Origin of the sequence: Burkholderia perseverans (assembly GCF_022870505.1) — a bacterium.
In the GTDB taxonomy this organism is placed as follows: Bacteria; Pseudomonadota; Gammaproteobacteria; order Burkholderiales; family Burkholderiaceae; genus Burkholderia; species Burkholderia plantarii.
Genome location: NZ_CP045094.1, coordinates 3,240,624 through 3,259,411, shown reverse-complemented (window position 1 = coordinate 3,259,411; position 18,788 = coordinate 3,240,624). Strand labels below are relative to the sequence as shown.

At 69.5% G+C, this 18,788-nt stretch carries 13 protein-coding genes; 4 read left to right on the top strand and 9 right to left on the bottom strand.

Features of this window, described 5'->3' with window-relative positions; translation table 11 throughout:
• Window positions 1–60: 60 nt before the first annotated feature.
• From BpN12_RS28970 to BpN12_RS28960, 3 genes are all read right to left on the bottom strand, one after another.
• The gene (locus BpN12_RS28970) at window positions 61–1,272 is read right to left on the bottom strand and encodes a benzoate/H(+) symporter BenE family transporter (protein ID WP_246795590.1); all 1,212 of its coding nucleotides are present in this window, start codon (window positions 1,270–1,272) and stop codon (window positions 61–63) included.
• A 157-nt stretch (window positions 1,273–1,429) separates the two neighbouring features.
• Window positions 1,430–2,605, bottom strand: coding sequence for a vWA domain-containing protein (locus BpN12_RS28965; protein ID WP_246795589.1), 1,176 nt, complete (start codon window positions 2,603–2,605; stop codon window positions 1,430–1,432).
• Window positions 2,606–2,723: 118 nt separating this feature from the next.
• On the bottom strand, window positions 2,724–3,566 hold the full coding sequence (locus BpN12_RS28960; protein WP_246795588.1) for an AAA family ATPase: 843 nt from the start codon (window positions 3,564–3,566) through the stop codon (window positions 2,724–2,726).
• 270 nt (window positions 3,567–3,836) lie between these two features.
• Here BpN12_RS28960 and BpN12_RS28955 point away from each other — a divergent pair, with 270 nt between their 5' ends.
• On the top strand, window positions 3,837–4,196 hold the full coding sequence (locus BpN12_RS28955; protein WP_246795587.1) for a c-type cytochrome: 360 nt from the start codon (window positions 3,837–3,839) through the stop codon (window positions 4,194–4,196).
• Between the two features lie 39 nt (window positions 4,197–4,235).
• Entirely contained in the window at window positions 4,236–4,604 is a 369-nt protein-coding gene (locus BpN12_RS28950) for a c-type cytochrome (RefSeq protein WP_198251485.1), read from the top strand.
• Between the two features lie 157 nt (window positions 4,605–4,761).
• Here the strand turns inward: BpN12_RS28950 and BpN12_RS28945 are convergent, their stop codons facing one another.
• From BpN12_RS28945 to rsxB, 3 genes are all read right to left on the bottom strand, one after another.
• The gene (locus tag BpN12_RS28945; protein WP_042625672.1) at window positions 4,762–5,196 is read right to left on the bottom strand and encodes a DUF1841 family protein; all 435 of its coding nucleotides are present in this window, start codon (window positions 5,194–5,196) and stop codon (window positions 4,762–4,764) included.
• Window positions 5,197–5,644: 448 nt separating this feature from the next.
• Window positions 5,645–6,289 (bottom strand): endonuclease III, encoded by a 645-nt coding sequence (gene nth / locus BpN12_RS28940; RefSeq protein WP_246795586.1) that lies wholly within the window; start codon window positions 6,287–6,289, stop codon window positions 5,645–5,647.
• On the bottom strand, window positions 6,286–7,152 hold the full coding sequence (gene rsxB / locus BpN12_RS28935) for an electron transport complex subunit RsxB (RefSeq protein WP_246795585.1): 867 nt from the start codon (window positions 7,150–7,152) through the stop codon (window positions 6,286–6,288). The genes nth and rsxB overlap by 4 nt, the downstream gene beginning before the upstream one ends.
• A gap of 242 nt (window positions 7,153–7,394) precedes the next feature.
• Between rsxB and BpN12_RS28930 the strand changes: the two genes are divergently transcribed.
• Window positions 7,395–8,027, top strand: a complete 633-nt coding sequence (locus BpN12_RS28930) for a TetR/AcrR family transcriptional regulator (protein WP_246795584.1) — start codon at window positions 7,395–7,397, stop codon at window positions 8,025–8,027.
• 153 nt (window positions 8,028–8,180) lie between these two features.
• Here the strand turns inward: BpN12_RS28930 and BpN12_RS28925 are convergent, their stop codons facing one another.
• Both BpN12_RS28925 and BpN12_RS28920 read right to left on the bottom strand, forming a co-directional pair.
• Complete coding sequence (locus tag BpN12_RS28925) at window positions 8,181–9,689, bottom strand: polyhydroxyalkanoate depolymerase (RefSeq protein ID WP_246795583.1); 1,509 nt, start codon at window positions 9,687–9,689, stop codon at window positions 8,181–8,183.
• 315 nt (window positions 9,690–10,004) lie between these two features.
• Window positions 10,005–11,834 carry a glycoside hydrolase family 15 protein gene (locus BpN12_RS28920; protein WP_246795582.1) on the bottom strand — a complete coding sequence of 610 codons (1,830 nt, stop codon included), beginning with the start codon at window positions 11,832–11,834 and terminating at the stop codon, window positions 10,005–10,007.
• 224 nt (window positions 11,835–12,058) lie between these two features.
• Here BpN12_RS28920 and BpN12_RS28915 point away from each other — a divergent pair, with 224 nt between their 5' ends.
• Window positions 12,059–13,264, top strand: coding sequence for a lactonase family protein (locus tag BpN12_RS28915; protein WP_246795581.1), 1,206 nt, complete (start codon window positions 12,059–12,061; stop codon window positions 13,262–13,264).
• Between the two features lie 252 nt (window positions 13,265–13,516).
• Here the strand turns inward: BpN12_RS28915 and BpN12_RS28910 are convergent, their stop codons facing one another.
• Window positions 13,517–18,682, bottom strand: coding sequence for a DNA translocase FtsK 4TM domain-containing protein (locus BpN12_RS28910; protein WP_246795580.1), 5,166 nt, complete (start codon window positions 18,680–18,682; stop codon window positions 13,517–13,519).
• Window positions 18,683–18,788: the final 106 nt, after the last annotated feature.

Below are 18,788 nucleotides of genomic sequence, written 5' to 3'. Positions count from 1 at the left end.
GACGCGCCGCCTTGAACCGGCGAGCCCCGAACCGCGCGCGGGCGGGAGGCGGCCGGCCCCTCAGGCGCGCCGCGCGTTCAGGATGACCTGCGTGGCGATGCCGGCCACCAGCCCCCAGAACGCCGAGCCGATCGACAGCAGCGTGAGGCCCGAGGCCGTCACCATGAACGTGACGAGCGCCGCCTCGCGCTGCCGGACCTCCTGCATCGCGTTGGCGAGCCCGCTCATGATCGAGCCGAACAGCGCGAGCGCGGCCACCGACACCACCAGCGCCTTCGGCAGCGCGTCGAACAGCGCGGCGATGGTCGCGCCGAACACGCCCGCGATCAGGTAGAACAGCCCGCACCAGATCGCCGCCGTGTAGCGGCGGCCATGCTCGGCGTGCGCCTCGGGGCCGGTGCAGATGGCCGCCGTGATCGCCGCGAGATTGATGCCGTGCGAGCCGAACGGCGCGAACACGAGCGAGGCGAGGCCGGTGGTGGAGATCAGCGGCGAGGACGGCGTGCGGTAGCCGTCGGCGCGCAGCACGGCGATGCCGGGCACGTTCTGTGAAGCCATCGCGACGATGAACAGCGGAATCCCGATGCTGATGATCGAGGCGACCGAGAAGGCCGGCATGGTCAGCACCGGATGCGCGAGCGCGACGTGGAAGCGGCTGAAGTCGAGCAGGTCGAGTGACCCCGCAACGGCCGTGCCCGCGGCGAGCGTGGTGACGATCGCGTAGCGCGGCACGAAGCGCTTGATCACCAGATAGGTGAAGAACATCGTGATCACGAGCGCGGGCTGGATCTGCGCGGCGTGGAAGATCTCGATGCCGATCTCGAACAGGATGCCGGCCAGCAGAGCCGAAGCGATGCCGGCCGGAATCCGCTTCATCAGCGCGTCGAACACGCCGCTCACGCCCACCGCCGTCAGCAGCAGCGCGCAGACCACGAACGCGCCGATCGCGTAGGGGTACGGCACGCCGGGCAGCGAGGCGATCAGCAGCGCGGCGCCCGGCGTCGACCACGCGGTGACGATCGGCGCGCGGTAGCGCAGCGACAGGCCGACCGTGGTCAGGCCCATGCTGATCGACAGCGCCCAGATCCACGACGAGATCTGCGCGTCGCTCAGGTGCGCGGCGCGCCCGGCCTGGAACATCAGCACCAGCGCGCTGGTGTAGCCCGTCATCATCGCGACGAAGCCGGCGACGAGCGCGGACACCGAGGTATCCGCGAAGAAACGCGAAGGGGAAGCGGCGGGCGGCGTGCCTGGCGCGTGAGACGAATTCATGTGGCGAGAGCTCCGGAGAGGAGGAACGGCAATAACGGATCGGGCGCCGCGGCGAACGTAGCAGAATGCACGCCGGCGCGGAAAAACGGAAGAGCGGAAAAAGGCGGAAACGCGAAAAAGACGGCAGGATGTTCGGAGAAAAAAGGGAACGACGCCGCTATTTGCTCAACTGGCGCATCGCGGCTTCCAGTCCGGCAAGCGTGAGCGGGTACATCCGCGTGCCGAGCAGGTCGCGGATGATCGCGATCGACTGCCGGTATTCCCAGAGCCGTTCGGGCTCGGGATTGAGCCAGGCGTGATGCGGGAACTGGTCGGCAAGCCGGCGCAGCCAGACCGCGCCGGCCTCGGGATTGTTGTACTCGACCGAGCCGCCCGGCTGCACCACCTCATAGGGGCTCATGGTGGCGTCGCCGACGAAGATCAGCTTGGTGTCGGGCGTGAACTTGTGAAGGATGTCCCAGGTGGGCGTGCGTTCCGCGTGGCGGCGGCGGTTGTGCTTCCAGAGAAAGTCGTAGACGCAGTTGTGGAAATAGTAGAACTCGAGATGCTTGAACTCGGCCTTCGCCGCCGAGAACAGTTCCTCGGTGCGGGCGATGTGATCGTCCATCGAGCCGCCCACGTCGAGCAGCATCAGCACCTTCACGTGGTTGTGCCGCTCGGGCACCATCCGCAGGTCGAGCCAGCCGGCGTTCGCGGCGGTGCTGCGGATCGTGCCGGGCAGGTCGAGCTCGTCGGCCGCGCCCTCGCGCGCGAAGCGGCGCAGCCGGCGCAGCGCGACCTTGATGTTGCGCGTGCCCAGTTCGACCGAATCGTCGTAGTCGCGGTAGGCGCGCGCCTCCCACACCTTCAGCGCGGTGCGGTTGCCGGCCGACGGCCCGCCCATGCGGATGCCTTCCGGGTTGTAGCCGCCATGCCCGAACGGCGAGGTGCCGCCGGTGCCGATCCATTTGTTGCCGCCTTCGTGGCGTTCCTGCTGCTCGTCGAACAGCTCGCGCAGCCGCTCCATCAGCTTGTCGAGGCCGCCCAGCGCCTCGATCTGCGCCTTTTCCTCGGGCGTCAGCTCGCGCCGCATCTTCTGTTCGAGCCAGTCGGCCGGCAGGTCGAACGCCGCGGCGGGCAGCGACGCGACGCCCTTGAAATAGGCGCCGAAGGCCTGGTCGAAGCGGTCGAAATACTGCTCGTCCTTCACCAGCGTCATGCGCGCGAGGTAGTAGAACGCGTCGATCGACGGCGGGATCACGTCGCGGCGCAGCGCGTCGAGCAGCGTCAGGTATTCCTTCACCGAGACCGACAGCTTCGCCGCGCGCAGCGAATAGAAGAAGTCGATCAGCATCGCGGCCTCCGGGTGTCGGGCCTCGCGGCGCGCGTCCCGGCCGGTGTGAGTGCGGCCTGGACGAGTGTCACGACGGCGCGGCGGGACATGGCGGGCTCTCCTCGGGCGCGGCGGCCGGTCAGCGGTTGTGGCGGTTCATCTGCACGAGCCGCTCGAACAGGCTCAGGTCCTGCTCGTTCTTCAGCAGCGCGCCGGCCAGCGGCGGCACCACCAGCTTGTGGTCGGTCGAGCGCAGTGCCTCGGGCGGGATGTCCTCGGCGAGCAGCAGCTTGAGCCAGTCGAGCAGTTCGGAGGTCGAAGGTTTCTTCTTGAGCCCCGAGACGGCGCGCAGTTCGAAGAAGCTCTCGAGCGCGGTGCGCACCAGCGCCTGCTTGATGCCGGGATAGTGGACCTCGATGATGCGCTGCATCGTGGCCGGCTCGGGGAACTGGATGTAGTGGAAGAAGCAGCGGCGCAGGAACGCGTCGGGCAACTCCTTTTCGTTGTTCGAGGTGATGATGACGAGCGGCCGGTGCTTCGCGCGCACCAGTTCGCGCGTCTCGTAGACATGGAACTCCATGCGGTCGAGTTCGCGAAGTAGGTCGTTCGGGAATTCGATGTCGGCCTTGTCGATCTCGTCGATCAGCAGCACGCACGGTTCTTCGGCCGTGAACGCCTGCCACAGCACGCCGCGCACGATGTAGTTGCCGATCTCCTTCACGCGCTCGTCGCCGAGTTGCGAATCGCGCAGCCGCGAGACCGCGTCGTACTCGTAGAGCCCCTGCTGCGCCTTGGTGGTGGATTTCACGTGCCATTGCAGCAGCGGCATGCCGAGCGCGGCGGCCACTTCCTCGGCCAGCATCGTCTTGCCGGTGCCGGGCTCGCCCTTGACGAGCAGCGGCCGCTGCAGCGTCAGCGCGGCGTTGACGGCGAGCTTCAGGTCGTCGGTGGCGACGTATTGCGAGGAGCCTTCGAAGCGCATGGCGGCGGATTTCCGGGCGAAAAATCCCAGTATAAGTCAGAAGCGCTGTTGCGTCGGCGCGTCGCTTGCTATCGTTGCGGCGCTGTCGGGCCGGGGCCTCGCGGCCCGCCGGCGGCGGGCTTGGGGGTGCGGTCCGCACGGGTGGACTGCGTCGTCGGCAGCGCGGTACAATCGGCCGACTTTCGGCCCGCGTGTCTCACCTATAAGCAAAATGACGCGGTCCGTTGCCTTACCGGGCGACAGGTTTTCCCCTCAAGCTAGGTACAAGCTATGAACAAATTCGTCGGCAAACAGGTCGTGGCCGCGGCGCTCATGGCGCTCTCGGCCACCTCGCAGGCGGCTGGGGTGGCGGGCAACCCGGAGAACGGGGCCAGCAAGGCTGCGATGTGCATCGGCTGTCATGGCATCGAAGATTACCGCACGGCGTATCCGGAGGTGTACCGGGTGCCGCTGATCGGCGGACAGAATCAGCAATACCTGGAAAACGCGCTGAAGGCGTACCGGAAGAAGGACCGCCATTTCGCGTCGATGAACGCGATCGCGGCCTCGCTCACCGACCAGGACATCGCGGACCTCGCCGCGTACTACGCGTCCCGCAAGCCCGATTCGAAGACCAATCCCTACAAGTGACGCCTGCGCTGGCCTTTGCTCAGCAGGACAGGAGCCCTCATGAACACGCTTCAACCGGCATTCCGCACCGCGGCGGCGCTCGCACTGGCCGCCTGTTTCGCGGCGGGCACCGCGCACGCGGCCGACGCGGCCAAGGGCAAGCAACTCGTCGAGTCGCACAACTGCGCCGCCTGCCACGGCGCCACCTTCGACAACCCGATCAATGCCGAATATCCGCGCCTGGCGGGGCAGCGCGCCGACTACCTGGTCTGGGCCATGCGCCAGTACCAGATGGGGCTCGACAATCCGATGCTCGGCCGCAACAACGCGATCATGCGCGCGCAGGTGCAGAGCCTGTCGGTCAACGACATGAAGGACATCGCCGCCTATCTGGAGACGCTGCCGGGCAGCCTGGTGTTCAAGAAATGACGCGCGGCGCCGGCCGGTTGTCCGACCCGCGATGATCCACGCGATGCCCCGCCTGGCGGGGTATTTTTTTGTGCGCGGCCGGGAAGGCGAGCGTGCGGGTGCGTGATGTCGTGATCGCCGAGGCGGCGCGTCGGGCGCGTGGCCGCGTAGCGCTGCGTCAGTCGCGCGAGGCGCGGCGCAGGATGCGTTGCAGGTAGGCGTCGGTGTCGGGCGGTGTGTTGGTGCGCTGCGCTTCCCAGATCGTTTCGCCGAGACATTCCATGATCGCGTGCTGCGCGTCGTGCGCCGACGGCAGGCGCGCGGCGAGCCGCTCGTGGGCGGCGCGGATGCCGGGCGGCTGGTCGATCGACAGCTGCTCGCTGATCGCGAGATGCATCGACAGATGCAGGAACGGATTGGTGCGACCGCTTTCGGGCGGATATTCGCGCGTGCCGGCACCTTCGTCGTCGTCGAGTTCGGCGTGGTATTCGGGATGCTCGACGATCCAGTCGGCGGCGATCGCTTCCAGCGGCGTGAGGATCTCGCCCTTGCGCTGTTTGCGGCGCGCGTCGGTGAAGAAGCGACGGACTTCGTCGCGGCTCGGATTGAACATGATCGGGAACTCTGATGCGCCGCGGCATGCCGCGCAAAGCGGCCATTCTACGCCGGCTTGCCGGGGGCTGCCGGCGAGCCGTGGCGGCTGGTGGATTGCCGCCCGGGGACACGGCCGGCGCCGGCCGCCGGGTTTGCGCGCGATTCGGGCGAGGCGGCCTGACGCGACGTGATGCGAATGAGCGGCGCTCGCCGGGCGCCATCGGCCGTTGCACGCGGGCGGTCGAACGGGAGCGTCGGCATCGATGGATCGGCGCAGCGGCGCGACGCATCGCGTTGTCACTGCGTTGCAGCATGCCCGACATCCGGCACCATGCGCGAGACGCGGTGCGGATCGATCGGAATGCGAATTGATGGAACTTCGGGATCGAACCTGCGGGATCGACCAGCGGGATCAGTCGGCAACCGGAGCCGGCCCGGTGACTCGACGGATCGCGGCGGGCGCGCGCCTATTCGAGCGGCGGCGGCGTCTTCGGCTTGAATTCGCAGAGCGGCTCGATCGCGCAGTGCCAGCACTCGGGGCGGCGCGCCTTGCAGACGTAGCGGCCGTGCAGGATCAGCCAGTGGTGCGCGTCCTGGCGGAACTCGGCCGGCGTGAATTTCTCGAGCGCGGCCTCGACGGCGCGCACGTCCTTGCCCGGCGCGAGCCCGGTGCGGTTCGCGACGCGGAAGATATGCGTATCGACCGCGATGGTCGGGTGGCCGAACGCCGTGTTCAACACCACGTTGGCGGTCTTGCGCCCGACCCCGGGCAGGCCTTCGAGCGCCTCGCGATCGGCCGGCACCTCGCCGCCGTACTGGTCGAGCAGAATCCGGCAGGTCGCGACGACGTTCTTCGCCTTGGTGCGATAGAGGCCGATCGTCTTGATGTAGTCGGTGACGCCCTCCTCGCCGAGCGCGAGTACCTGCGCGGGCGTGTTCGCCACCGGGAACATCCGGCGCATCGCCTTGTTGACCGACACGTCGGTGGCCTGCGCCGACAGCATCACCGCGATCAGCAGCTCGAACGGCGTCGAGTACTCGAGTTCCGTGGTCGGATGCGGGTTCAGGCTCTGCAGCGTTTCGTAGATCGCGTGGCGTTTCTTCGGGTTCATTCGTCGCGAGGTCCGGAGGCGGGCGGCGTGCCGTCGGGATGATCGTCGTCGCGCGCGGCGTCGGCCGCGCGACGTTCCTGTTCGATGCGCCGGCGGCGTGCTTCGGCGGCGTCGATCTGCGCCTGCACGGCCGGGCTCACGTTGTCGGTGTTCTTCGGCGCGTTGCCGAGCGCGGCCAGCTCTTCCTTCTTCTTGCGCGCGCGCTCGAGCGCGGCCGCGATGATCGCGCGTTTCTTCGCTTCCGGATCGTCGGCGGGCGCGCTGTTCGCGGCGGCCGCGTCCGCGCCGGCGGCACCGGCCGCGTTCGCCGCGCTGGCCGCGCGCCGGGCCGCGGCACGCGCCTCGGCCGCTTCGCGCTCGCGGCGCTGGCGCGCGAGGCGCCGGTCGTGGCGCGCGCGCGCGTCGTCGGCCTGCTGCTGGCTCCAGGCATCCCAGCCGGTACGCTCGCCCGTGACCGGAATCAGCGCGATGCAGTCGACCGGGCACGGCGGCACGCAGAGATCGCAGCCGGTGCAGAGCTCGGCCACCACCGTATGCATCTGCTTCGGCGCGCCGACGATCGCGTCCACCGGGCAGGCCTGCATGCAGAGCGTGCAGCCGATGCAGAGCTGCTCGTCGATCACGGCGAGCAGGCGCGGGTGTTCCTCGCCGTGCTCGACGGCGAGCGGGATCACGGGCTTGCCGAGCAGCGCGGCGAGGCGTTCGATGCCTTGGTGGCCGCCCGGCGGGCACTGGTTGTAGCCGGCACTGCCGGCGGCGATCGCCTCGGCATACGGGCGACAGCCGTCGTAGCCGCACTTCGTGCATTGCGTCTGAGGCAGCAGATCTTCGATGCGATCCGCGAGTTTTCTGGTGTCGGTCACGGTGACTGCGTGGGGTGGCGCGCGCCGGGCGGGTGGGGTTCGGCGCGGCCCGAATCGTTCGTCAAGGCGCAATTATCGCCGATTTCCTACCTTGCGCTCGGCAGCGGCTATGCGCATAATCAAGGCGCATTTTCTGCTCGACCGCAGCAGGGCGCGACGCCTATCCGGCCTTGCCCGCGCCGGTGCCGGAGACGACGAGGCATTGCCGGCACGAGCCGACAGGATCCACGCGAGCCCAACCCATGACTCAGCCGAAAATCAAAAGAGATCCCGAAGGAACGCGGCGCCGTATCCTGCTGGCCGCTGCCGAAGAGTTTGCCAGCGGGGGCCTGTTCGGTGCCCGCGTCGACCAGATCGCCCGGCGCGCCGAAACCAATGAACGCATGCTCTATTACTACTTCGGTAGCAAGGAGCAACTGTTTACCGCCGTGCTCGAACACGCGTTTTCCGCCCTCAACGAAGCCGAACGCGTGCTCGATTTCGACGGCGTGCCGCCGGTGGAAGCCGTCACGCGTCTGGCGCATTTCATTTGGGATTACTACAGGGATCATCCGGAGCTGCTGCGGCTCGTCAACAACGAGAACCTGCACGAGGCGCGCTACATGCTGAAGTCGCCGCGCATCCGCGAGATGATCTCGCCGCTCGTGCAGACGCTCGGCAACGTGCTCGCGCGCGGGCAGAGCGCAGGGCTGTTTCGCTCCGACGTCGATCCGCTGCGTTTCTACGTGACGCTGTCCGGGCTCGGCTACTACATCGTGTCGAACCGCTACACGCTCGCCGCAATGCTCGGCCGCGATTTCAGCACCGAGGACGAACGCAACGCGATCGTGCGGATGAATACCGACATCCTGCTCGCCTACCTGCTGCGCCGCTGACGGCGCCCCGCCGGCGCGCGGTTCCGTTCGCCGGCTTTCCGCCCTTTCAAACACCACGCGCCGCGCGGCTTTCGAGGCCGGGCGGCGCGTGATGGTGAACAATGCGCGGCGGCGTTTCGCGGCCGCGCGGGCCATGATGGGCTCGCGCCCGCGTCAGGCCGGCTTGCGGGCGCGCGGCGAGGCGGCCTTCGGCGCGGCCTGCTTGGCCGTGGCCGGTTTCGTCGCCGATTTCGCGGTCGCTTGAGACGCGCGACGCGCGGCCGGCGTGCCGCGCTTGGGCGCCGCGTTGCGTGCCGCGCTCGATGCCGTGCCGTGCGGGTTCGCGCCGGCCGTGGCCGGTGCGGCGGCGGCCGGCGTCACCGGTTCGGCGTCGTCGCTGCCCGGCGCGACGGGCGGCGAGCCGGCCGGGGTCTTCGCCGCGGGCTGATGCTCGCGGATGAACTCGCGCAGCTGCGGATAGATGATGGTGCGCCAGCGCCGGCCCGAGAAGATCCCGTAGTGGCCGCACTTCTCGGCGGTCAGGTTGCGGCGGTGCTCGGCCGGAATGCCGGTGCAGAGCGCCTGCGCGGCGTGGGTCTGGCCGCTGCCCGAGATATCGTCGAGTTCGCCCTCGATCGTCATCAGCGCGGTCTCGCCGATGTCGGCCGGATTCACGCGTTCGCCGCGCACCTGCCAGGTGCCCTCGGCGAGGCCGAACTCCTGGAACACGATGCGGATCGTGTCGAGGTAATACTCGGCGGCCATGTCGAGCACGGCGTTGTATTCGTCGTAGAAGCGGCGGTGCGCTTCGGCGTCGTCCTCGTCGCCGCGCAGCAGGCTCTGGTAGAAATCCCAGTGAGATTGCGCGTGGCGCTCCGGATTCATCGCGACGAAGCCGGTGTGCTGCAGGAAGCCCGGATAGACGTGGCGGCCTTCGCCCGGATAGTTGGCCGGCACCGTGTGGATCACGTTGTTCTCGAACCACGCGAGCGAATGGTTGGTGGCGAGCGAGTTGACCGAGGTCGGGCTCTTGCGCGCGTCGATCGGGCCGCCCATCATCGTCATCGTCAGCGGCGTGGGCTCCCCGCGGCTCGCCATCAGCGAGATCGCCGCGAGCACCGGCACCGTCGGCTGGCACACCGAGATCACGTGCAGGTTGCGCGCGCCGATGTGGCGGATGAATTCCTGGATGTAGTCGACGTAGTCGTCGAGATGGAACGGGCCGGTCTCGACCGGCACCATGCGCGCGTCGATCCAGTCGGTGATGTAGACCTTGTGGTCCTGCAGCAGCGTGCGCACCGTATCGCGCAGCAGCGTCGAGTGGTGGCCCGACAGCGGCGCGCAGACCAGCACCACCGGCTCTTCCTTCAGCTGGCCGACCGCCACCGAATCGTCGGCGAAGCGCTTGAAGCGCAGCAGGCGGCAGAACGGCTTCTCGATCACGGTCTGCTCGACGATCGGAATGTGATGGCCGTCCTTCTCGATCTGGTGCAGGTTAAATTCGGGCTTTTCGTAATCCTTGCCGAGCCGGTACAGCAGCTCGTAGGCGGCGGCCCAGCGCGTCGCGCCCGGCATCAGCGACAGCGGGCTGGAAGGATTCGCGAACGACTTGGAGGCGGCCTGGGCCCAGGCGGTCAGCGGGCTCAGCAGCGCCCGCTGGAATTCGTGCATTTGATAGAGCATGAAGGCTCCCGAGGGGAGGACGACGCGGGAGCGGCGCTCGATGCCGCGGCGCGTTGTGGGTCCGGGGCCGGACGCGCTGGGCGGCCGGCCAGTCGCGTCGATCATAGCGGGTTCCCGGCTTTGCCGCAATGCAGCATTTTCCCGGATATCGTTTGATTTTCCGTGCTTTCGCGAATCGTCGGGACGACACGCCGGTGTCGTAAAACCATGGTCCGGCGGGCCTGCTCCAGGGGAGCCCGGGCCGGGTCCCGGCGCCCGGCTCGCGGACGCCGGACGCCGGACGCGCATCTCGGCCACGTACCTCGGCCGCGCGGCTCAGCGGCCGTCGGTTTCCATCGCGACCGGCTGGCCGGCCGCCTGAGCCATTTCCTCCTCGTGGTGCATCAGGTTCATCGCCGTATGCACGAGCGCGACGTGCGAGAACGCCTGCGGGAAATTGCCGACCAGCCGCCCCTCGACCGGATCGTATTCCTCGGCCAGCAGGCCGAGATCGTTGGCGAGCGAGAGCAGCCGGCGAAACAGCCGGTGCGCGTCGTCGATCCGGCCGAGCAGCGCGTAGTTGTCGACGAGCCAGAAGCTGCAGGCGAGGAACGTGCCCTCGCCGGGCGGCAGGCCGTCGTCGAAATCGGTGGTGCGATAGCGCATCACGAAGCCGCCGTGCAGCAGCTCGCGCTCGATCGCCTCGACGGTGGCCGCCACGCGCGGGTCCGACGGCGGCAGGAAGCCCACCATCGGCAGCATCAGCACGCTCGCGTCGAGTTCGTCGCTGCCGTAGCTCTGCGTGAACGCCTGCTTGCGCTCGTTCCAGGCGTGCTCGCAGACGTCGGCGTGGATCACGTCGCGCAGCGTGCGCCAGTGATCGAGCGGCGCGGACAGCCGGAACTGCTCGGCCGACTTGATCGCGCGATCGAACGCGACCCAGGCCATGATCTTCGAGAACGTGAAGTGCTTGCGGCCGCCGCGCGTCTCCCAGATCCCTTCGTCGGGTTCGCGCCAGATTTTCTCGAGGTGGGTGAGCAGCGCGCACTGCACCGACCAGACCGTGTCGTCGGCCTGCAGGCCGCCCACGCGCGCCAGGTGCAGCGCCGACATCACCTCGCCGAACACGTCGAGCTGGAGCTGGTCGGCCGCGTTGTTGCCGATCCGCACCGGCTTCGAGTTCTGGTAGCCGGGCAGCCAGCCGAGCTCCATCTCGGGCAGGCGCCGCTCGCCGGCGATGCCGTACATGATCTGGATCTGCTCGGGCGAGCCCGCCATCACGCGGCCGAGCCAGGCGCGCCACGCGCGCGCCTCGTCGTAGTAGCCGGCGCGCATCAGCGCGAGCAGCGTGATGGTGGCGTCGCGCAGCCAGCAGTAGCGGTAGTCCCAGTTGCGCGTGCCGCCCAGCTGCTCGGGCAGCGAGGTGGTGGGCGCGGCCACGATGCCGCCGGTCGGTTCGTAGGCGAGCGCCTTCAGCGTGATCAGCGAACGGCGCACGGCGGCCGCGTAGCGGCCCTGGACCGGACAGCGCGACGACCATTCGAGCCAGTGGTTCTCGGTGCGCGCGAGCATCGACAGCGGCTCGCGCGCGGGCGGCGGGCGCAGGTGCGAGGGCGCGTAGCCGAGCGAGAACGGCACGCGTTCCTCGGCATGCACGGTGAACTCGGCGACGGTGCGCAGGTTCTCGCCGGCCAGCTTGACGGGCGTGCGCAGCACCACCGTGTCGGGGCCGGCGATCGCCTTCATGCCCGCTTCGCGCGGCAGGCGCGTGACCCACGGGATCGAGAAGCCGTAGTCGAAACGCAGCACCAGTTCCATCTGCATCGGCACGTGGCCGCGCTTGCCGACCACGATCCGCACGAGTTCCGACCAGCCGTTGCCGGGCGGCATGAAGTCGATCACGGTGACGGCGCCGGTCTCGCATTCGTAGTCGGTTTCGAGGATCAGCGTCTCGCCGCGATAGCGGCGCGTACTCGACAGGATCTTCGCGTCGGCCGCGGGACGGATCAGCCAGCGGCCGTGATCGGGCGTGCCGACCAGCGCGGCGAAACAGGCGCCCGAATCGAAGCGGGGCCAGCAGAGCCAGTCGACCGAGCCGTCGCGTGAGATGAGGGCGGCCGTGTGGCCGTCTCCGACGAGCGCGTAGTCTTCGATGAGGGCTGGCATGGTGGGGAATTCTCCGCTGAGGCTGACGATTGGCTTTCCGGGCCGCGCGCGCCGCCGATCGACGGCGATCCGCGAGGCCCCATATACTTGCGCACTGGCGATTCGGGCAGAGTTGCCCGAATCGTTGAACAATCACAACACTTGAGGCGTTCCCGTGCAAGGAAGTTCCAACGGACTTGATATTCCTGCAACGACGCCGCGCCAACTCGAGAGGATCAACATCAATGTCTTCGCTCAGGCTGGGTCACTGGATCAAGGGTTTTGCCATCGTGCTGTCGTTGTCCGCCGGACACGCGTTTGCGCAGGATACCGCCAATGCGCCAAACGATGCCGTCTACAATCTGCTGGTCGGGACCTATACCGACGCCGGTAGCGACGGCATCTACGTCTACCGGTTCGATACGCGTACCGGTGAGGTCGTCCCCGTGAGTTCGGCGAAGACGGTGAATCCGTCGTACCTGTTGCCGAGCCGCGACGGCCGCTTTGTCTACGCCGTCAACGAGCTGCCCGGCGACAACGGTCCCGCGAGCCAGCGCGGCGGCGTGAGCGCGTTCGGCTTCGATGCGAAGACGGGCGCGTTGACGTTCCTCGATCGCGTCTCGTCGGAAGGGAACGATCCGTGCTATCTGAGCCTGTCGCCGGACGGCAAATACCTCGTCACCGCGAATTATTCGGTCGCGGCCGACCCGGGCGGCAGCTTCACGGTGTTCCCGGTGGAGGCCGACGGCAAGGTGGGCGAGTCGGTGCTGAACGTGCATCACGAGGGCAGCGGCCCCGTGAAGGGGCGCCAGGACGGCGCGCACGTCCACTCGACGGTGTTCTCGCCCGACGGGCACTACCTGTTCGTGCAGGATCTCGGCGCCGACAAGATCTTCGAATACCGCTACACGCCCGACGGCAGCCGCGGCCTGATCAGCCCGACCGAATCGCGCTACACGCTGGTGCCGCCCGGTACCGGCCCGCGCCACATGGTGTTCGCGCGCAGCGGCCGCTTCGCCTACGTGACCAACGAGCTGAAGGGCAGCGTCGACGTGTACGGCTATCACGACGGCAAGCTGACCCATCTGCAGAACGTGCCGATGGCCGCGCCGGGCTTCCACGGGCAGGAGGGCGGCGGCGCGCTGCATCTGTCGCCGGACGGCCGCTTCCTCTACGTGACCAATCGCGGCGATGCCAACGAGATCGTCGCGTATGCGGTGAACGCGGCGAACGGCCGGCTCAGCTTCGCGAGCCGCCAGTCCACGCTCGGCAGGACGCCGCGCGAATTCCTGATCGACCCGACCGGAAAGTGGCTGATCGTCGGCAACCAGGACAGCGGCAGCTTCTACGTGTTCCGCCGCGACGTGGCGAGCGGGCGGCTCGATCCCGAGGCACGCAAGGTCGCGCTGAGCCGGCCGGTCGATTTCAAGCTGGTGCCGGTGCAGCCGTGACGGTTTGGTGAGCGCGAATCGCGGCGGGTTGTTCACGCCGCGCCGACGAAAAAAAGGCTGGCCACTTCGGTGGCCAGCCTTTTTTTATCGATCTCGAAGACGGTGGAACATGTTGCGTCAGCAACTTTCCGGGAGCTTTCACGGCACCCGCGTCGATGCGATGAAACGATGCGCATGCAGCAATTTCGGTGCCTCGACCGAGGGGCGCGCGAAGCGGTTTCGGCCGCCTCGCGCGCCTTTATTTCGCGCGCCTCATTCCGGCAGCGGCGGCGCCAGCACTTCGCGGCTGCCGTTGATGCCCATCGGCGAGACGAGGCCGGCCGTCTCCATCTGCTCGACCAGACGCGCGGCGCGGTTGTAGCCGATGCGCAGCTGGCGCTGCACCGACGAGATCGACGCGCGCCGCGTGCGCACCACGAAGGCCACCGCTTCGTCGTAGAGCGGATCGGCCTCGGCGTCGGGCGCGTCGCCGAACAGGTCCTGCGGGCCGCTGCCTTCCGACTGCGGGCCGTCGAGGATGCCTTCCTCGTATTGCGGCTCGCCGAACTGCTTCAGGTATTCGACGATGCGGTGGACTTCCTCGTCGGCCACGAACGCGCCATGGACGCGCTGCGAATAGCCGGTGCCGGGCGGCAGGAACAGCATGTCGCCCTGGCCGAGCAGCGACTCGGCGCCCATCTGGTCGAGGATCGTGCGCGAGTCGATCTTCGACGACACCTGGAATGCCACGCGGGTCGGGATGTTGGCCTTGATGAGGCCGGTGATCACGTCCACCGACGGGCGCTGGGTGGCGAGGATCAGGTGAATGCCGGCCGCGCGCGCCTTCTGCGCGAGCCGCGCGATCAGCTCTTCGATCTTCTTGCCGGCCACCATCATCAGGTCGGCCAGTTCGTCGATCACCACCACGATCAGCGGCAGCGGCGAGAGCGGCTCGGGATCCTCGGGCGTGAGCGAGAACGGGTTGCCGATCTTCTTTTCCTTCGCGGCCGCGTCGCGCAGCTTCTGGTTGAAGCTCGCGAGGTTGCGCACGCCGACGGCCGACATCAGCCGGTAGCGCTTCTCCATCTCGCCGACACACCAGTTCAGCGCGTTCGCGGCGAGCTTCATGTCGGTGACGACGGGCGCGAGCAGATGCGGAATGCCTTCGTAGACGGACAGTTCCAGCATCTTCGGATCGATCATGATCAGGCGCACTTCCTCGGGCGTCGCCTTGTAGAGCAGCGAGGCGATCATCGCGTTGATCGCCACCGACTTGCCCGAACCCGTGGTGCCGGCCACCAGCATGTGCGGGGCCTTGGCCAGGTCGGTGACCACCGGATTGCCGACGATGTCCTTGCCCATCGCGATCGTCAGCTGCGAGGCCGAGTGCTGGTACTGGCGCGAGGCGAGGATCTCGGAGAGGCGGATCATCTGGCGCTTCGCGTTCGGCAGCTCGAGGCCCATGCAGGTCTTGCCGGGGATCGTCTCGACCACGCGGATCGAGGTCAGGCCGAGGCCGCGCGAGAGGTCCTTCATGAGGCCGACGATCTGGCTGCCGCGCACGCCGAGCGCCGGCTCGATCTCGAAGCGCGTGATCACCGGGCCGGCCGACGCGCCGACCACCGTCACCGGCACCTTGAACTCCTGCAGGCGCTGCTCGATCACCTGGCCGGTCTGGGCGAGATCGGCCTCGGAGATCGTTTCGACGTCGTCGGAGGCCGGTTCGAGCAGGTCGAGCGGCGGCAGTTCGACGTTCGAGGCGGCCGGGGCGCGGAACTCGAAGGCGTTCGGCGCGGGCGGGCGCGCAGCGGGCTGGGGCGCGGGCGGCGGCGCGGCGGTGGCCGGGTCGGGCTGCATGCCGGGCGCGTGCGCGAAGGTAGGCAGCGGGCTTGGTTCGGCGGGGGGCGCTGCCGGCGCGATGCCGGTCGACGCGGGTTCGTGCGCCGACGCGGCAGCGCTAGCGAGCGGGGCCGCGACGGCTGAGGCGAGGTTCGCGGGCACGGCGGGCGGCGTGACGAAGCCGGCCGTTGGCGCGGGGGTGAGCGTCGCGACGAGCGGGGTGCTCAGGGTCTGCGCGGCCGTGGCGCCGGACGTGGCCGTGCCGGCGATGGCGCCGGCCGCGCCGCTCAGGAACGTCGCCGGGGTCAGCGCGCCGGTCAGCGTGGTCATGCCGGGGAACGACGTTGCGGCAAGGCTGGACGCGTGGGCGGCGTTGGTTGCTGCGTCAAGGGCGCTGCTGCCTGCCGGCGTGGACGTGCTCGCGGCGGGCGGCGGGCTTGCCGGCGCGGATTCGGGTGTCGATGTGCCGGCCGGCTCGGTGGGCGATGTCGTCGGCGACGTCGCGCTCCATGCCGGCCTGGCGTGGGAGGCCGGCGCCACGGGGATGACAGGCTCGGCGTCAGCGGCAGGGATCGCTTCCCAGGGCGGAATGGCGCTTGCCGGCGAGGCTGCCATGGCGGTGGCCGGCGCGTTGGTCTGCACTTGAGCGGTCGCCGGTCGCGCGGCCGAGGCGGCCGTCGAGGCGACGGCCACGCCGAACGCCGGTGCTGCCAAAGACGCGCCGATACCCGATCCGGCAGGGCTTGCCGGGGACGAGAGGCCGGCGTTCCTGCTGTCGATGCCGGTCGCGGCTTCAGCGCCGGACGGGGATGTGGACTGTGCAGCAGAGGCGAACGCCGAGCTGCCGGGAAGGGGCGGCGAAACCGGCGCGGGCGCGGCGGCAGCCGGGAGCGTACCCGTCGTGCGGGCCGAGGCGGCTACCGGCACGGTTGTCGAGACGGTGAAATCCGTCTTGCCGGGCGTACCGGCAGGCGTGGCCAAAGCGGCTGGCACGTTCGCGCCGATCAAGCCGGCCGACGGCGTCGCGGTCGCTGCGGGCGTCGAGCTCGTGGTGCTCGTCGGGCCCGGGGCGATCGTTGAAGGTGCCGCCGTTTCGTAGGCGAAGGTCCGGGCTGGCGTGGCGCCGCTCGAAGACGAAATTGGCCCGGCTGCGTTCGACGCGAGTGTCGCCGGATTCGCGGTTGCGTTGGCCGTGCTGGTGGCTTGAGCCGCTCCTGCGATCCCGGATGGGCTCGCGAGAGGCGCCGGCAGTGCGGAATTCGTCGGGGACATGGCCGAACTGCTGGTCGCGTTGTCCACGGCCGCTTGAACCGGCGTTGCGGCAACGGTCGTGTTCACGATGGATGTCTGCGGTGCGGAGTTCGCGGAAGGCGCGGCCGGACCGCTCGCCGCGTTGCCCGCGGTCGATCGAACCGCCGATGCTGCACCCGCCGCACGCGCGAGCGGCGCCGATAGCGCGGAATTCGTCGAAGGCGTGGCCGAGCCGTTGGCCACGTTGCCCGAAACCGCGGCCTGGGCCGCCGATGCAGCACCGCTCGTGCTTGCCGGATACCCCGGCGCCGCGGAACTTGCCGAAGGCGAAGCCGAACCGGCGGCTGCGTCGTCCGCCGCCATCGAGGGGGGCGCGGCGGTCGCGCCGGGGGGCGTCGACGCAGCCGCGGGCGGCGCCGACGAGGCAATCGAACCGGACGCGGCGCCATTTGCCGTTGTCGCGGGAGCCGACGCCGACGCATCGCCGGTGTTTGCCTGCGTTGTCGAAGCTGCGGGAGGCGGCGGCGCCATCGTGCCGGCCCGATCCGCAGCCGCGCCGGTCGCCGCCGACGCCACGGAATCCATGTCGCCGGGCGACGGTTGCGCGGCCGGAGCGTTCACGGCCTGCGCGGCCGTCGCGCCGAACGTGACCGGCACCGCCCGCGCGGTGGCAACGCTTTGCACGACGGCATCGGTCGACCGCGCCGGCAACGGTTGCGTGTCCGTCAGCCCGATGTCGGGCGAGGGGAGGGCCGCCGCTGTATCGAGACCATCGAGATCACCGAGCCGCGACCGCGGCATACCGGCGTCTTCGGCGAGCGGCATGAACGTGCCGACATCAATGACCGAATCGGCTTCGACATCCGCGTCCTGCCCATCGAGCTCGCCGGCCGATGCCGTCGACGTCGACGTCGCCGACGCCGCATCCGCATCCATCGCCATCTCGAACGCGAGCGGGGCATCGTTCACGGACGGCATGGGGACATCAGCCTCGCTCGCCGTCCCTGGCGGTACGTCACTTACGGAGTCCGGCGCGGCGCGGGTCGTAAACATCCCGGCCGCCTGGGCACTGCCGGCCGCCGCCGCGGCCGCCGGATCGCCGGCGTGCGCCGCGACGGTCGTTCCGGCCAGCGCGGCCCATTGCGCGGTGCTCGCATCGATCGAACGCAGCGTGTCCTGCAGGCTCGGCGACGGCGTGACCGGTTGCGCCGGCGCTTCGTTCCATGCATAGAGCGGCGCGCGCGCCGGCGTCGTCGGGCGTCGCCGCGCGGCCGGGTTGACGGGCTGCGCAGTGGTCGCGGGCCGTACCGGCGACCGCACGGGCGCTGCTTGCGGCGTGCCGGAGCGCGCCGGGATCGGCGCATGCGGCTGCGTGGTCGCTGCCGGCGCGAGGTTGGGCTGCGCGACAGGCGCCACCACCGGACGGATCGGCGCGGCGGCCGGCGTCGCGCGGCGCGTCGACGGATAGCGTTCCTGCAGCGTCTTCACCGCCTGCGCGGCCTGCACGGCCGACGACGCGAGGTTCGGCGGTGCCGGCGGCATCGGCACCGCCGACGGCACGAACGGCGGCGCGCCTGCGGACGCGGTGGCGGCCTTCGCGGTCTGCGCAGCGGCGGCTCCGGACACCCCGGCGACACCGCCCATGGCCCCGCCTGCCGCGCCCGAGCCCGCGCGACCCGCCGGATTGAGCCACCCCGACGGCGCGGACGGCTCGACCATCTGCCGCGGCTGTTGCGGCGGCGGCGCGCTCCAGCCGCGCGGTTCCTCGCGCCGCGGTTCGCGCTTCGTTTCACGCTTCGCGTCGGGGCGCCACAGGGTGGGCCGCGCGAAGCGTCCGTTGCGTTGCGGCGCCATCGAATTGACGGTGTGGGCGGTCGACGGCTGCACGTCGGCGGCGCGCCGCACGCGGCGATCCTCGTCGCGATGCAGCGCGCTGCGCGGCAGGTCGGCGATGCCGCGCGGCTCGTCGTCGTCGCGGCGCCCGGCGCGCCCGAGGCGCACGCCGAACGACGCGTCGAGCCAGTCGTTGGTGCTGCGCCAGTCGAGCCCGAACAACCAGGGCAGGCCGGCGACGAGCAGTGCCACCATCACGAGCGGCGTGCCGATATGGCCGAACACGCGCTCGAAGCCGGCGGCGAGCGCGTGGCCGAACGCGTCGCCGGTGTCGCCGCCCGGCAGCGCGGTGGCGAGCGTGCAGCTCGCCACGAACACGCAGGCGAAGCCGAGCCAGAGGCGGATCGAGCCGCGTCCGGTGCGGCTGCCCGGCAGCATCGTCTTCACGAGTCGCCAGACCAGGGGGAGGAACCAGACGGCCGACACGCCGAACCAGCCGAAAACTACCGTATGCATACCAGGAAACGTCGAGTCACGAGGACGGGCGCCGCGCGCGGCCCATCGGGGTTAACCGGTCGAAGCATCCGGTGCCCGCGCGCGGGCACCACACGCCATGCAGGCG